This is a genomic window from Streptomyces sp. NPDC026672, assembly GCF_040638185.1.
Classification (GTDB): Bacteria; Actinomycetota; Actinomycetes; order Streptomycetales; family Streptomycetaceae; genus Streptomyces.
In genome coordinates, this window is the sequence record NZ_JBEZXS010000047.1 from 49,813 (window position 1) to 66,993 (window position 17,181).

Annotated in this window: 1 protein-coding gene and 1 pseudogene (1 of these 2 only partly in view); both read right to left on the reverse strand. The window is 75.2% G+C overall.

Features of this window, described 5'->3' with window-relative positions; all coding sequences use genetic code 11:
- On the reverse strand, positions 1-16,834 hold the 5' portion of the coding sequence (locus AB0F77_RS36205) for a type I polyketide synthase (RefSeq protein ID WP_361956737.1). It extends 1,424 nt beyond the left edge of the window; the window shows 16,834 of its 18,258 coding nt (coding positions 1-16,834); its start codon is at positions 16,832-16,834; its stop codon lies off the left edge, out of view.
- A 6-nt stretch (positions 16,835-16,840) separates the two neighbouring features.
- Positions 16,841-17,146: pseudogene (locus tag AB0F77_RS36210) on the reverse strand (ketoacyl-synthetase C-terminal extension domain-containing protein); the annotation flags it as partial.
- Positions 17,147-17,181 lie beyond the last annotated feature (35 nt).

The window sequence follows — 17,181 nt, forward strand, 5'->3', positions numbered from 1 at the left end:
TGTGCCGGGCCTGGCTGAGGAACCGGAACGCGTCCGGGGCCCGCCGCACGTCGAAGGCGGTCATGGGCAGCGGCGGCAGCGCCCCGGCCTCGAAGAGGGCCAGCAGTTCGCGCAGGATCTCGCCGATGCGGTCCGGGCCCGCCTCGACCAGGTCGAACGCCTGGTAGCCGACGCCCGGGTGGTCCTCGGCGACCTGCCGCGGGTCACGGACGTCGGTCTTGCCCATCTCCAGGAACCGCCCGCCACGCGGCAGCAGCCTGAGGGACGCGTCCACGAACTCCCGGGCCAGGGAGTCCAGTACGACGTCCACACCCCGGCCGCCCGTGGCCTCCAGGAACAGCTTCTCGAAGCCGAGGTCACGGGACGAGGCGATGTGCGTGTCGTCCAGGCCGAGGGAGCGCAGCGCGTCCCACTTCCCGGAACTCGCCGTACCGAACACCTCCGCGCCCAGATGGCGGGCGAGGTGGACGGCGGCCGTTCCGACACCACCGGCGGCGGCGTGGACCAGCACCGACTGTCCGGCGTCGAGTCCGCCGAGGTCGACCAGGCCGTAGTAGGCGGTGAGGTAGACGATGGGCACGGTCGCGGCCTGGGCGAAGGTCCAGCCGCGCGGGACGCGGACGACCAAACGTTCGTCGGCGACGGCGACCGGGCCGAACGCTCCGGCGAACATGCCCATCACGCGGTCGCCGGGGGTGAGTCCGGTGACCTCGGGACCGACCTCCGTGATCACGCCGGCGCCTTCGAGGCCGATGGCGGTGGCGTCGCCGGGGTACATGCCCAGCGCGGTGAGGACGTCGCGGAAGTTGACGCCGGCCGCGCGCATCGAGATGCGGACCTCGCGGGGGGCGAGGGGTGCGGTGACGTCGGGGCACTCGGCGAGCCGCAGGCTCTCCAGCGTGCCGCGCTCCTCCACCCCGAGCCGCCACGGGACGTCGCCCGCGGGCTCTGCAAGGGCCTTGCCCGCGTCCAGCGGAACGATCCGCGGAGTCGTCACCGTGCCTTCCCGCACGGCCAGTTCAAGGGCGTCCGCGGTCAGCGCGCCCGGCAGCGCCGCGGCCGACGCCGGGTCGGTGTCCAGGTCGGCCAGGACGAACCGGCCCGGATTCTCCGACCGCGCGGAGCGGACGAGGCCCCAGGAAGTGGCCCGCGCCGGGTCGGCCGGCCGGGCGCCGATCCGGATGGCGTCCCGGGTGACGACGGCGAGGCGGGCGTGGGCGAAGAGGGGTTCGTCGAGCCACTGCTTGACCAGGGCGAGGGTGCCGTGGGCGGTGGCCCGTGCGGCCTCGGCCAGGTCGCCCTCGTCGGAGGCGGGCAGGGCCAGCAGGACCGTCTCCGGGACGTCCGTGTCCGAGGCGGCGAGCGCGGTCAGGTCGGCGAAGACCCGGGCCCGGGCGCCGGAGTACTCCAGCTCCTCCGCCAGTGTGTCGGCCTCGGCGCCGCCGACCACCACCAGCGTCCGGTCGGGAGCGGGAGCGGTGACGGGCGTGGTGGCCGGTGTCCAGTCGAGTTCGTACAGGCCCTCCTGCCGGGCAGCGCCGATGGTGGAGCCGGCGACGTCCCCGGTGAGTTCGCGGAAGGTCAGCGAGCCGACGGTGGCGACCGCACGGCCCGTCGGGTCGGCGAGGGACAGGGCCACCGACTCGGGGCCGTCCTGCACCATCCGTACCCGCAGCGCGTCCGCGCCGGCCGCGGCGAGGTGGACGCCGCTCCAGGAGAACGGCAACCGCCCCGCGTCCTTCATCGGCACGAACATCACCGCGTGCAGGGCCGCGTCCAGCAGCGCCGGGTGCAGGTCGAACGCGCCCGCGCCCGGCTCGGCGCCCTCGGGCAGGGCGACCTCGGCGAAGACCTCCTCGCCGCGCACCCACACCGACTTCAGGCCCTGGAACAGCGGGCCGTAGAGGTGGCCGCGCTCGGCGAACCGCTCGTAGAAGCCGTCGAGCGGGATCTCGTCGGCGTCCTGCGGCGGCCAGGCGGCGAAGTCGTACGGCGTCTCGGGTCCGGCCGTGCCGCCGGCCGTGAGGAGACCGGAGGCGTGCAGCGTCCACGGCTGCTCGGGGTCGGCGTCCTCGGCGCGGGAGTGCACGGTCAGCGCGCGGGCGCCGGCCTGGTCGGGCTCCTCGACGTGCAGTTGGACGTGCACGGCGCCGCGTTCGGGCAGCGGGAGCGGGGTGAGGATGGTCAGTTCCTCCACCCGGTCGCAGCCGACGTGCTCGGCGGCGTGCAGGGCCAGGTCCAGGAAGCCGGTGGCCGGGAAGAGGGCGGTGCTGGTGAGCGCGTGGTCGGCGAGCCAGCTCTGGCCGCGCAGCGACAGGCGCCCGGTGAACAGGCGGGTGTCGGCTCCGGCGAGGGTGACGGCCGCGCCCAGCAGCGGGTGCTCCGCCGTGCCGAGGCCGGCCGAGCCGACGTCGCCGAGCAGGACCGGCGGGCCGGGCCAGAACCGCTGCCGCTGGAAGGCGTACGTCGGGAGTTCGACCGTGTGCGCGCCGGTGCCGTCGAAGACGCGGCTCCAGGCGATGTCGACGCCCTTGGTGAACGCCTGGGCGAGTCCGGTGAGCAGCGCCTCGCGTTCGGGGCGGTCCTTGCGCAGGCAGGAGGCGAAGAGGAGTTCGTCGCCGCCGGTGACGCAGGACTGGGCGAGCGCGGTGAGGGTGCCGTCGGGGCCGACCTCCAGGAAGCGGCGGACGCCGCGCTCCTCCAGGGTGCGCACTCCGTCGGCGAAGCGGACGGCCTCGCGGACGTGGCGGACCCAGTAGTCGGGCGTCTCCAGCTCGCCGGGGGCGGCGACCTGTCCGGTGACGTTGGAGACGACCGCCATGCGGGGCCGGGCGTAGGTGACGCCCTGCGCGACCGCGCGGAACTCGGCGAGCATCGGTTCCATCAGCGGGGAGTGGAAGGCGTGGGAGACGCGCAGGCGGGTGGTGCGCCGGCCGAGGGCGGCGATCTCCTGGGCGATGGCCTCGGCGACCTGCTCGGCGCCCGAGATCACCACCGACCGCGGCCCGTTGACGGCCGCGACCGACACCTCGTCGGTCAGCAGCGGCAGTACCTCGTCCTCGGTGGCTTCGAGGGCGAACATCGCGCCGCCGGTGGGCAGTTGCTGCATCAGGCGACCGCGTGCCGATACGAGGCGGCAGGCGTCGTCCAGGGAGAGCACCCCGGCCACGTGGGCGGCGGCCAGTTCGCCGACGGAGTGTCCGACGAGGAAGTCCGGGCGTACGCCCCACGACTCCAGCAGCCGGAACAGGGCGACCTCGATCGCGAACAGGGCGGGCTGGGTCCAGCCGGTCTCGTTCAGCAGGTCGGCGTCCGTGCCGAGGACGACCTCCCGCAGGTCACCGTCCACCCGGTCGCAGACCGCGTCGAAGGCGTCGGCGAACACCGGGTAGGTGTCGTACAACTCGCGTCCCATGCCGAGGCGTTGGGCGCCCTGGCCGGAGAAGAGGAAGGCGAGCTTGCCCTCGCCGCGGGCGGAGCCGGTGACGGTGTGCGTCGCGGGCTCGTCGTCGGCCAGGGCGCGCAGGCCCCGTACGAGGGTGTTGTGGTCCTCGCCGAGGACGACCGCGCGGTGTTCGAAGACCGAGCGGTGCGCGGCGAGGGTGAGGCCGAGGTCGGCGGGGTCGATGCCGGGGGTGTCCTCGATGTGGGTGAGGAGCTGGGCGGCCTGGGCCGCGAGCGCGGTGCGGCTGCGGGCGGTCACCACCCAGGGCAACGGGCCAGCGGGCACGGCCGGTCGGATGTCGTCCGGCGTCCCCGTCCCCGGCTCCTGCTCCTGCTCGGGCTCCGGCTCCGGCTCGGGGGCGTCCTCCAGGATGACGTGGGCGTTGGTGCCGCTGATGCCGAAGGAGGAGACGCCGGCCCGGCGCGGTCCGTCGGTCCCGGGCCACTCCACGGCCTCGGTCAGCAGCCTGACCTCGCCGGCGTCCCAGTCGACGTGCGTGGAGGGCTCGTCGACGTGGAGGGTGCGCGGCAGGACGCCGCCCCGCAGCGCGAGGACCATCTTGATGATCCCGGCGACGCCCGCGCCCGCCTGGGTGTGGCCGATGTTGGACTTCACCGAGCCCAGCCACAGCGGCCGGTCCCCGGGGCGGTCCTGGCCGTAGGTCGCGATGACGGCCTGTGCCTCGATCGGGTCGCCGAGCATGGTGCCGGTGCCGTGCGCCTCGACCACGTCCACGTCGCGGGTGGTGAGGTTCGCGTCGGCGAGGGCGGCGCGGATGACCCGCTGCTGCGCGGGCCCGTTGGGGGCGCTGAGGCCGTTGGAGGCGCCGTCCTGGTTGACGGCCGAGCCCTTGACGAGGGCGAGCACGGGGTGTCCGTTGCGGCGGGCGTCGGACAGCCGCTCCACGAGGAGCATGCCGCCGCCCTCGGAGAACCCGGTGCCGTCGGCCGAGTCGGCGAACGCCTTGCAGCGGCCGTCGCCCGACAGACCGCGCTGCCGGCTGAAGTCGACGAACAGTCCGGGCGAGGCCATCACGGTGACACCGCCGGCGAGGGCGAGGTCGCACTCGCCCGAGCGCAGGGACCGTACGGCGAGGTGCAGGGCGACCAGGGAGGCGGAGCAGGCCGTGTCGACGGTGACCGCCGGGCCCTCAAGGCCGAAGGTGTAGGAGAGGCGGCCGGAGACGACGCTGGCGGCGTTGCCGGTCAGCATGTAGCCCTCGAAGTCCTCGCCGGAGGCGGCCAGCATGCCGGTGTAGTCCTGGCCGTTGGTGCCGGCGAAGACGCCGGTGCGGCTGCCGCGCAGGGTCTTCGGGTCGATGCCCGCCCGCTCGAACGTCTCCCACGACATCTCAAGGAGGAGGCGCTGCTGCGGGTCCATGGCGACGGCCTCGCGCGGCGAGATGTTGAAGAACGCCGGGTCGAAGGCGCTGGCGTCGTTGAGGAAGCCGCCGGTGCGGGTGGAGACCCGGCCGGGCTTGCCGGGCTCGGGGTCGTAGAGCGCGTCGAGGTCCCAGCCGCGGTCCTCCGGGAAGGGCACGAGTCCCTCGTCCCCGTCGAGCAGCATGCGCCACAGTTCCTCGGGGGTCTGGACGTCGCCGGGGAAGCGGCAGCCCATGGCGACGATCGCGATCGGCTCGTCGTCGCGCGGTGCGACGGCCGGCACGGGCGCGGGCGCGGCGGTGGCCGGTTCCTGTCCGGCGAGTTCGCCGAGCAGGTGGGCGGCGAGCGCGTCGCAGGTCGGGTGGTCGAAGACCAGGGTGGCGGGCAGGCGCATCCCGGTGACGCGGTTCATGCCGTTGCGCAGTTCGACGGCGCTGAGCGAGTCGATGCCCAGGTCGGTGAAGGGCCGGCCGGGTTCGACCGCCTCGGCGGACGGATAGCCGAGGACCTTCGCGACGTAGGAGCGGACGACGTCGAGGACGGCGTCGGCGCGCTCGTAGTCGGGCAGCGTCGCCAGGTGGGCGCGCAGGGAGGAGTCGTCGGCGGGGGTGTCGGGCTGCTGGGCGCGGGCGGCGTCCAGCGCCTTGCGGGCGGCGGGCAGTTCGTCCAGGAGGCGGCTGGGGCGCGGTCCGGTGAAGGCGAGCGCGTAGGTGTCCCAGCGCAGGTCGGTGACGGTGACGGCGGTGTCGTCGCCGTCGAGGGCGCGGCCCAGGGCCTGGCAGGCGGACGCGGTGTCCATGGGGTGGACGCCGTAGCGGCGCATGCGGTCGCCGGCCGCGTCGCCGACCATGCCGCCGTCGGCCCACAGGCCCCACGAGACGGCGGTGGCGGGCAGCCCCTCGGCCCGGCGGTGCTGGGCGAGGGCGTCGAGGAAGGCGTTGCCGGGCGCGTAGTTGCCGAGGCCCGCGCCGCCGAGGACACCGGCGGTGGAGGAGAACAGGACGAAGGCCGACAGGTCCAGGTCCCGGGTGAGTTCGTGCAGGTGGAGCGCGGCGACGGCCTTGCCGCGCAGGACGGGGTCCATGCGGTCGGCGGTCAGGGAGTCGAGGACACCGTCGTCGAGGGAGCCGGCGGCGTGGAAGACGGCGTCCAGCGGGTGTGCGTCCGGGATCTCGGCGAGCAGTGCGGCGAGGGCGTCGCGGTCGGCGACGTCGCAGGCGGCGAGGGTGACGTCGGCGCCGAGCGCGGTGAGTTCGTCGCGCAGTTCGGTGGCGCCGGGGGCGTCGGCGCCGCGGCGGCCGGCCAGCACCAGGTGGGTGGCGCCGCGGCCGACGAGCCAGCGGGCGATGTGTCCGCCGAGGGCGCCGGTGCCGCCGGTGACCAGGACGGTGCCGCGGGGCTCCCAGGTGCGGGTGGTGGCGAGCGGGGCGGCCGCGTGGGTCAGCCGGCGTCCGAAGGTGCCGGAGGCCCGGACCGCGATCTGGTCCTCCCCGTCCGGTGCGGCGAGCACGGCGCCGAGCCGGGTGGCGGCGCGGCCGTCGAGTTCGGCGGGCAGGTCCACCAGGCCGCCCCAGCGCTCGGAGTGCTCCAGGGCGGCGACCCGGCCGAGGCCCCACACCGTCGCCTGGGCGGGCGCGGTGACGGTCTCGGAGGCGCCGACGGCGACGGCGCCGCGCGTGGCGCACCACAGCCGGGCCTCGGTGCCGGTGTCGCCGAGGGCCTGGACGAGCGCGAGGGTGCCGGCGAGGCCCTGGGTGAGGGCGGGGTGGTCGGGGTGCGGGCGTTCGTCGAGGGCGAGCAGGGAGAGCACGCCGGCCACGGGGGCGCCGTCGGCGGCGGCGGTCAGCAGTGCGGCGAGGGCGGTGCGGTCGACGGCGCCGTCGGGGACGGTGACCTGGCGGGTGTCGCGGGCGCCGGCCGCGGTCAGCGCGCGGTGGGCGGCGGCGGTGAGGCCGGTGTGCTCGCCCTCGTCGGCGGGCGCGACCAGCAGCCAGGTCCCGGAGAGGGTGCCGGTGGTGTCCCCGGCGAGCGGGGACCAGGTGACGCCGTAGCGCCAGGACTCGGTGGTGGAGCGGGTGCGGCCGGCGCGGCGCCAGTCGGCGAGGGCGGGCAGGAAGTCGCTGAGCGGGGCGTCGGCGGCCAGGTCGAGGGCGGCGGCGAGGGCGTCCGGGTCGCCCTGTTCGACGGTCTCCCAGAACCGGGACTCGACCGGGTCGTCCGACCGGGTCCCGGCGGGGTCGGCCTGGCGGACGTTGGGCCAGTACCGCTGCTGCTGGAAGGGGTAGGTGGGCAGGTCGACCGGGCGGGCGCCGGTGCCGGCGAACAGGGCGGTCCAGTCGAGGGCGACGCCCTGGACGTGGGCCTCGGCGACCGAGGCGAGGAACTGGTCGAGGCCGCCCTTGTCGCGGCGCAGCGAGCCGAGGACGGCGCCGTCGACCCCGGCGTCCTCCAGCGTCTCGCGCAGTCCGACGGCGAGCACGGGGTGCGGGCTGACCTCGATGAAGGTGCGGTGTCCCTCGGCGATCAGGCCGCGTACGGCCTCCTCGAAGCGGACGGTCTCGCGCAGGTTGGTGTACCAGTACTCGGGGTCGAGGCCGTCGGTGTCCTGCCACTGCCCGGTGAGGGAGGAGCGGAACGGGATGTCGGCCTCGCGGGGTTCGATGCCGGCGAGGGCGTCGAGGACGGTCTCCCTGATGGGTTCGACCTGCGGCGAGTGGGAGCCGTAGTCGACGGCGACCTTGCGGGCGCGTACGCCGTCCTCGGTGAGGGCGGTGAACAGTTCGTCGAGGGCGCCGGCCTCGCCGGAGACGACGACGGAGGCGGGTCCGTTGACGGCGGCGACGGCGAGGCGGTCGGCCCACGGGGTCATGCGGGCGCGGGTCTCGTCGGCGCTCAGCGGCACGGACATCATGCCGCCGGTGCCGGCGATGCCGGTGATGGCGCGGCTGCGCAGGGCGACGACCCGGGCGCCGTCGTCGAGGCTCAGGGCCCCGGCGACGACGGCGGCGGCGATCTCGCCCTGGGAGTGGCCGACGACGGCGGCGGGGGTGACGCCGAGGGAGCGCCACAGGCCGGCGAGGCTGACCATGACCGCCCACAGTGCGGGCTGGACGACGTCGACGCGGCCGAGGTCGGCGGCGTCCTCGTCGCCGCGCAGGACGGCGGTCAGGGACCAGTCGACGTGGGGGGCGAGGGCGCGTTCGCACGCGGCGACCAGGTCGGCGAAGACCGGTGACTCGGCGAGGAGTCGGCGGGCCATGCCGGTCCACTGGGCGCCCTGTCCGGGGAAGACCAGGACGGGTTCGGCGGCGGGGGCGGCGGTGCCGGTGACGACGCCGGTGCTGGTCTCGGCGGCGCCCGCGACGAGGGCGGCGAGGGCTTCGTCGAGGGTGTCGGGGCCGTCGGCGAGGACGACCGCCCGGTGTTCGAAGGCGGGCCGGGTGGTGGCCCGGGACCAGGCGAGGTCGGCGAGTGCGGTGCCGGGGCGGGCGAGCAGGTGGGCGCGCAGCCGTGCGGCCTGGTCGCGCAGCGCGGCCTCGGTCCGTCCGGACAGCGTCAGCGGGACGACGGGCAGTTCGCCCGCGAACCGTGCGGTGTCCTCGGGGGCCGGAAGGCCGGTGCCGGCCGGGTGGTCCGACGGGTCGGCGGCGGGGGCCTGTTCGACGATGACGTGGGCGTTGGTGCCGCTCATGCCGAAGGAGGAGACGCCGGCCCGGCGCGGGCGGCCGGTCTCGGGCCAGGCGCGCTGCTCGGTCAGCAGCCGGACGTCGCCCGCGCTCCAGTCGACGTGCGGGGTGGGGTTCTCGGCGTACAGGGTGCGGGGCAGGACGCCCTCGCGGATGGCCATGACCATCTTGATGACGCCGCCTACGCCCGCGGCGGCCTGGCTGTGGCCGATGTTGGACTTCAGGGAGCCGAGCCACAGCGGCAGTTCCTCGGGCCGGTCCTGGCCGTAGACCGCGATGAGCGCCTGGGCCTCGATGGGGTCGCCGAGGGTGGTGCCGGTGCCGTGCGCCTCGACGGCGTCGATCTCCTGCGGGGCGAGGCCGGCGCCGGCCAGTGCCTGCCGGATGACCCGCTGCTGGGAGGGGCCGCTGGGCGCGGTCAGGCCGTTGGAGGCGCCGTCCTGGTTGAGGGCGCTGCCGCGCAGCACGGACAGCACGGGGTGGCCGTTGCGGCGGGCGTCGGAGAGCCGTTCGAGGACGATCATGCCGACGCCCTCGGCCCAGCTGGCGCCGTCGGCGTCCGCGGAGAACGGCTTGCAGCGGCCGTCGGGGGCGAGGGCGCGCTGGCGGCTGAACTCGATGAGGGAGCCGGGCGTGGACATCACGGTCACGCCGCCGGCCAGCGCGAGGGAGCATTCGCCCTGGCGCAGCGCCTGGGAGGCGAGGTGCATGGCGACGAGGCTGGAGGAGCAGGCGGTGTCGACGGTGACGGCCGGCCCTTCGAGGCCGAAGGCGTAGGAGATGCGGCCGGACAGGACGCTGGGCGAGTTGCCGGTGCCGACGTAGCCCTCGAAGTTGTCGTCCGAGAAGCCGAGGATCGTCGTGTAGTCCTGGTAGGTGACGCCGGCGAAGACGCCGGTGCGGCTGCCGCGTGCGGCGGTCGGGTCGATGCCGGCGCGCTCCAGGGCCTCCCAGGAGGTCTCCAGGAGGAGGCGCTGCTGCGGGTCCATGGCGAGTGCCTCGCGCGGGCTGATGCCGAAGAACGCGGGGTCGAAGCGGCTGGCGTCGTGCAGGAAGCCGCCCTCGCGGGTGTAGACGGTGCCGGCGTGGTCGGGGTCGGGGTGGTAGAGGGTCTCGGGGTGCCAGTCGCGGTCGGTGGGCAGCGGCGAGATGCCGTCGACGCCGGCCACGACGAGGTCCCACAGGTCCTCGGGGCTGCGGACGCCGCCCGGGTAGCGGCAGGCCATGCCGACGATGGCGATGGGGTCGTCGTCGACGGCGGCCAGGGCCGGCCCGGTGTCGTCGGCGCCCGCGGTGCCGAACAGGTCGGCGTCGAGGTGCCGGGCGAGGGCGCCGGGCGTGGGGTGGTCGAAGACGAGGGTGGCGGGCAGGGCGACACCGAGCGCGGTGCCGAGCCGGTCGCGCAGTTCGACGGCGGTGAGCGAGGTGAAGCCGAGGTCGGAGAAGGAGCGGCCGGCCTCGATCTCGGTGGCGTCGTCGTGGCCGAGGACGGCGGCGACCTCGGTGCGCACGGTGGTGAGGAGGGTGCGGGCGCGGTCGGCGGCGGGCCGGCCGGCGAGCCGTTCGAGCAGGCTGCCCGCGGCGGCCGTGCGGGCGGCGGCCCGGCGGGCGGGGGCCTTGGCGGTCTTCGCCGGGGCCGGCCGGTCGGCGGTGGCCGTGTCGTCGACGGCGGAGTCGTCGGCGTGGGCTCCGGCTCCGGCGGGGGAGGTGGCGGTCGCCTGCGGGGTGCGGTTCGGGTCCGTGGCGCGCATCAGCAGGGAGCCGATGCTGACGACGGGTTCGCCGATCGCGTCGGCGGCCTCCAGCACGAGGGTGTCGGGGCCGCCGCGGGTCAGGCGGACGCGCAGGGTGGTGGCGCCGGTCGCCCGCAGGGCGGCCCCGCCGAGGGAGAACAGGACGCGTCCGTCGCCGAATCCGTCGAGGACGCCCAGGCCGAGCGGGTGCAGGGCCGCGTCGAGGAGCGCCGGGTGCAGGTCGTAGCGTCCGGCCTCCGACTCGCTGCCCTCGGGGAGGGCGACCTCGGCGTACACGTCGTCGCCGTGCTGCCAGGCGGCCCGCAGTCCGCGGAAGACGGGGCCGTAATCGAGTCCGGCGGCGGCGAGCCGGTCGTAGACGCCGTCGACGTCGAGGGGTTCGGCGTCGGCCGGCGGCCAGACCGTGAAGTCGAACTCGGGCGCGGTGCGGGCGGGTTCGCGGTCGGTGAGCAGACCGCCCGCGTGCCGGGTCCAGGGGGTCCCGGCGTCCGCCGGTTCGGTACGGCCGTACACGCCGAACGTGCGGGAGCCGAGCGCGTCCGCCTCCTCTACGCGGATCTGGAGCTGCACGCCGCCCCGCTCGGGCAGGACGAGCGGCGCCTCCAGGACGAGTTCGCGCACGTGCGGGCTGTCGGTGTGCAGGCCCGCGCGCAGGGCGAGTTCGAGGAACGCGGTGCTGGGCACCACCAGGGAGCCGGTGACCCGGTGGGCGCCGAGCCAGGGCTGGGTGCGCGCGGACAGCCGCCCGGTGAGGACGACGGTGCCGCCCTCGGCGGGCGGGACGACCGCGGCGAGCAGCGGGTGCCCGGCGTCGAGGAGTCCGGCGGCGGAGGGGTCACCGGACGCGGTGGGCGTGTCGAGCCAGTACGTACGGTGCTGGAAGGCGTAGGTGGGCAGCGGCACGGGCCGGGCGCCGGGGGCGACGGTGTCCAGGACGGCGGACCAGTCGACGGGCACGCCCCGGGTGTGCAGGGCGGCGACGGCGGCCAGCAGCGCGGCCGGTTCGGGCCGGTCGTCGCGCAGCGCGGGCACGGCGAGGTGGCCGTAGGACTCCCAGGAGCCCTGGGTGAGGGCGGTCAGGGTGGTGTCGGGGCCGAGTTCGAGGTAGTGCTCGACGCCGTCGCGCTCCAGGGTGGTGACGCCGTCGGCGAAGCGGACCGCCCGGCGGACGTGGTTCACCCAGTGTTCGGGCGAGGTGAGTTCGCCGGGTTCGGCGAGCCGTCCGGTGGTGTCGGAGACGACCGGGATGCGCGGCTCGGCGTAGGCGACGCTCTCGGCGACGGCCCGGAACTCGTCGAGCATCGGCTCCATGAGCGGCGAGTGGAAGGCGTGGCTGACGCGCAGCCGGGTGGTCTTGCGTCCCTCGCCGGCGAAGTGGGCGGCGACGGCGAGCACGGCGTCCTCGTCGCCCGCGACCACCACGGAGCGGGGGCCGTTGAGCGCGGCGAGGCCGATCTCGTGCTCGCGGCCGGCGAGCAGCGGCAGCACCTCGTCCTCGGTGGCCTGGAGGGCGATCATGGCGCCGCCCTCGGGCAGGGCCTGCATCAGCCGGCCGCGGGCGGCGACCAGCCGGCACGCGTCGGGCAGCGTGAGGACGCCCGCGACGTGGGCGGCGGCGAGTTCGCCGACGGAGTGGCCGAGGAGGCGCTGGGGCCGTACGCCCCAGGACTCGACGAGCCGGTAGAGGGCGACCTCGACGGCGAACAGGGCGGGCTGCGTGTACTCGGTGCGGTTGAGGGTGTCGGCGTCGGTGCCGAACACGACGTCCCGCAGCGGCAGTCGGCCCGGCAGGTCGGCGAAGTGGGCGCACACGGCGTCGAAGGCGTCGGCGTACACCGGGAACGTGTCGTACAGCTCCCGTCCCATGCCGGGCCGCTGGGTGCCCTGTCCGGCGAAGAGGAACGCGGTGGTGCCCTCGGTGAGGGTGTCTCCGGCGACGGCGTCCTGGGAGGTCTCGCCCGCGGCCACGGCCGCGAGGGCGGCGAGGAGTGCGGCGCGGTCGGTGCCCTGGACGACGGCGCGGTGCTCGAAGTCGGGGCGGGTGGTGACCAGGGCGCGGGCGACGTCGGCGGGGGCGAGCGCGGGGTGCTCCTCGACGTGGGCGAGCAGCCGGGCGGCCTGGGCGCGCAGGGCGGCGGCGCTGCGCGCCGACACCGTCCACGGGACGAGGGTCCCGGCGGCCGGGGGCGCGGTCCGCTCGGGCGTCTCGGGCGCGGGCGGCGCCTGCTCGATGACGACGTGGGCGTTGGTGCCGGACACGCCGAACGCGGAGATGCCGGCGCGGCGCGGACGCCCGGTGTCGGGCCACTCCTGCTGCTCGGTCAGCAGCCGGACCTCGCCCGCGTTCCAGTCGACGCGGGAGGAGGGCTCGTCGGCGTGCAGGGTGCGCGGCAGGACGCCCTCGCCGAGCGCGAGGACCATCTTGATGATGCCGGCGGCGCCCGCGGCGGACTGGGTGTGGCCGATGTTGGACTTCACCGAACCGAGCCACAGCGGCCGGTCCCCGGGCCTGTTCTGCCCGTACGTCGCGATGACGGCCTGCGCCTCGATGGGGTCGCCGAGGACGGTGCCGGTGCCGTGCGCCTCGACCGCGTCCACGTCGGCCGGGGTGAGCCCGCCGGCGGCGAGGGCGGCGCGGATGACCCGCTGCTGGGAGGGCCCGTTGGGGGCGGTGAGCCCGTTGGAGGCGCCGTCCTGGTTGACGGCGGTGCCGCGCACGACGGCGAGCACGGTGTGCCCGTTGCGGCGGGCGTCCGACAGCCGCTCGACGACGAGCACGCCGACGCCCTCGGACCAGCCGGTGCCGTCGGCGCCGTCGCCGAACGCCTTGCAGCGGCCGTCGGGGGCGAGCCCGCCCTGGAGGCTGAACTCGACGAACGCGCCGGGGTTGGCCATGACGGTGACACCGCCGGCCAGCGCCAGGTCGCACTCGCCGGAGCGCAGCGACTGCGCGGCCAGGTGCAGGGCGACCAGGGAGGAGGAGCAGGCGGTGTCGACGGTGACCGCCGGGCCCTCAAGGCCGAGCGCGTACGAGACGCGTCCTGAGACGACGCTGCCGGCGCCGCCGGTGAGCAGGTGTCCGCCGAGTCCTTCGGGCACCTCGGTCAGTCCGGAGCCGTAGCCGGAGCTGCCGGCGCCGACGAAGACGCCGGTGCGGCTGCCCTTGAGTCCGGTCGGGTCGATGCCGCCGCGCTCCAGCGCCTCCCAGGAGGTCTCCAGGACGAGACGCTGCTGCGGGTCGGTGGCCAGGGCCTCGCGGGGGCTGATGCCGAAGAACGCGGCGTCGAAGCCGGACGCGGCGGGCAGGAAGCCGCCCGAGCGGGTGTCGCTGGCGGCGAACAGGGTCTCCAGGTCCCAGCCGCGGTCCTCGGGGAACCCGGTGACCGTGTCGAGCCCTTCGGTGACGACCCGCCACAGGTCCTCGGGTCCGGCGACACCGCCCGGCAGCCGGCAGCCCATGCCGACGATGACCACGGGGTCGGTGTCGGTGGCGACGGCCGCCGCGGTGCGCGCGGCGCCGTCGGCGGCGGTGTCCGCGCCGAGCAGTTCCTCGCGCAGCCGGGTGGCGACGGCCTGCGGGGTGGGGTGGTCGAAGACGAGCGTGGAGGGCAGGCGCACCCCGGTGGCGCCGGTGAGGGCGTCGCGCAGTTCCACGGCGGTCAGGGAGTCGAAGCCCAGCTCGCGGAAGGAGCGTCCGGGTGCGACGGCGGCGGTGCCGGTGTGTCCGAGCACGGTGGCGGCGTGCTCCCTGACCAGGTCGAGCAGGTGCGGGTCGCGGTCCTCGGCGGGCAGCGCGGCGAGCCGTTCGCGCAGTCCGGCGGCGGCGTCGGTGGCCGCGTCGGCGGGACCGGAGTCGCGCAGCACCTCGGCGGCCTCCGGCACACCGGACAGCAGCGGGCTCGGGCGGCCGGTGGTGAAGGCGGGCGCGAACCGCTGCCAGTCCATGTCGGCCACGACCAGCGTGCCGTCACCCGCTTCGAGGGCCCGCGACAGCGCGCGCAGCGCCGCCCCGGTCTCCAGCGGACGCAGCCCGCGGCGCCGCAGCAGCTCCTGGGCGTCGGCGTCGGCGGCCATGCCGCTCTCGCCCCAGGGTCCCCAGGCGACGGCGGTACCGGTCAGCCCCTGTGCGCGGCGGCGTTCGACCAACGCGTCGAGGTGGGCGTTGGCGGCGGCGTAGGCCGACTGGCCACCACTGCCCCACACACCGGCGATCGACGAGAACACCACGAACGCCGACAGGTCCAAGTCCCTGGTGAGGGCGTCGAGATGATCGGCACCGATGGCCTTGGCGGCCAGCACGGCGGCGATCCGCTCGGGGGTCATCCGGTCGATCACGTCGTCGTCGAGCACACCGGCCGCGTGGAAGACGGCGTCGACGGGGTGCCGGGCCAGCAGACCGGCGACGGCCTCCCGATCCCCCGTGTCACACGCCTCCACGACAACCTCGGCGCCCAACTCCTCCAGCTCACCCGTGAGTTCGACGGCACCGGGCGCGTCGGGGCCACGACGGCCGACCAGGACGAGATGGGTGGCACCCCGTTCGACCAGCCAACGGGCCACGTGGGCGCCGAGTCCGCCGGTGCCACCGGTGATGAGCACGCGGGCGGGCGAGCGCCACTCGGCTCCCGCACCGGTCGGCGCGGCGGCATGGACGAGACGGCGGGCGAAGACGGCGGCGCCGCGTACGGCCACCTGGTCCTCGGACCCGTCACGGACGACGGCGGCCAGCGCGGCCAGGGCACGGCGGTCGGGACGGCTCGGCAGGTCGACCAGGCCGCCCCAGCGGTCCGGGTGCTCCAGCGCGGCGACCCGGCCGAAGCCCCACAGCGCCGCACGGTCCGGCTCGGCCACGCCCTCGGAGGACGCGCCGACCACAACGGCACCCGACGTCAGTGTCCACACCGGGGCGTCGACCCCGGCCTCACCCAGCGCCTGGACGACGGCCAGGGTGTCCGTCAGACCGGCCGGCAGGAACAGGACGCCGGCGACGGCCTCCCCCGCGGCGACCGCCTCGGCCAGGAGGATGGTCAGTTCGGTGCGGTCGGCGGTGGGGTCGTAGGTCAGCCGCTCGACGCCGGGCAGGAACTCCTCGATGCCCGGGAGGACGGTCTCCACGCCGACGGGCTGGAGGAGCAGTCGGCGGTCGGTGTCCACCTCTGCGTGGGCCTGCGGAGCGAAGGGCCGCCAGTCGACGCGGTAGCGCCAGGAGTCGACCTTGTTGCGTTCGGTGGCGCCCTTGCGCCAGGCCGACAGGGCCGGGACGACGGAGTCGAGTTCACTCTCATCGACACCCAGGACCTCGGCGAGGTCATGGGCGTCACCGGCCTCGACGGCGGCCCAGAACGCGTCGTCCAACGGGTTCGCACCCGTACCGGTGACGCCGGTGCGGTGCGTGGCGGCGAGCGTGGGCCAGAAGCGCTCACGCTGGAAGGCGTAGGTCGGCAGGTCGACCGTGTGCCCGCCGGAACCGGCGAGGTAGGCCGACCAGTCGACGTCGGCACCGTGCACAAACGCCTTGGAGAGGGCCGCGGTGATCGTGTCCGGCTCGGGGCGGTCCTTGCGCAGGACGGGCACGAAGAGGGGTGCTGCGTCGGTGACCGGGACGGAGGGCTGGGCGAGGGCGGTCAGGGTGCCGTCCGGGCCGAGCTCGACGTAACGGGTGACACCACGGTCCGCGAGGGTACGGATGCCGTCGGCGAACCGGACCGCCTCACGGACGTGCCGGACCCAGTACTCCGGGGACTCCAACTCCCCTGCGGCGGCGAGCTGTCCGGTGACGTTGGAGACGACCGGGATCAGCGGCTCGGCGTAAGTGACGCTCTCGGCGACCGCACGGAACGCGGCCAGCATCGGCTCCATGAGGGGCGAGTGGAAGGCGTGCGAGACCCGCAGTCGGGTGGTACGGCGGCCGAGGGCGGCGATCTCGTCGGCGACGGCCTGCGCGGCAGCCTCCGTACCGGAGACGACGACCGCCTGGGGGCCGTTGATCGCGGCAAGGGACACGTCACCGGTCAGCAGCGGGACGACTTCGTCCTCGGTGGCCTCCAGCGCGAACATCGCACCACCGGAGGGCAGTTCCTGCATCAGACGACCGCGCGCGGAGACGAGGCGGGCCGCGTCTTCGAGGGACAGGACTCCTGATACGTGGGCGGCGGCCAGTTCACCGACGGAGTGCCCGACGAGGAAGTCCGGGTACACACCCCACGACTCCACCAGCCGGAACAGCGCCACCTCGATCGCGAACAGGGCCGGCTGCGTCCAACCGGTCTCGTTCAGGAGATCCGCGTCCTCACCGAAGACGACACTGCGCAGGTCACCGTCGAGGTACGCGCACACCGCGTCGAAGGCTTCGGCGAACACCGGGAAGGCGTCATACAACTCCCGCCCCATACCGAGCCGTTGCGCACCCTGGCCGGAGAAGAGGAAGGCCAGCTTGCCCTCGGTGGCGGGGTCGGAGGTGGTCTCTCCTCGGGCGATGGCGGCGAGGCCCGCGACTATCGATACGCGATCCGTGCCCCGCACCACGGCCCGGTTCCCGAACGTGGAACGGCTATCGATAAGCGACACCGCAACATCGACAGGGTCAAGCTCGGGCCGCGCCTCCACATGGGCCAGGAGACGCTCCGCCTGCTCCCGCAACGCCATCGATCCCTGACCCGATACAACCCAGGGAATCACCGGCAACGACCGGACATCGTCCCGCCTATCGATAACCGCCTCAGGCGCCTGCTCCAACACAACGTGCGCGTTGGTGCCACTCAGCCCGAACGAGGAGACACCCGCCCGACGCGGCCGCCCCACCCCCGGCCACGCCACCGCCTCGGACAGGAGCCGGACCTGGCCCGCCTCCCAGTCCACATGCGATGACGGCTCATCCACATGCAACGTCGCCGGAAGAACACCCTCACGCAGAG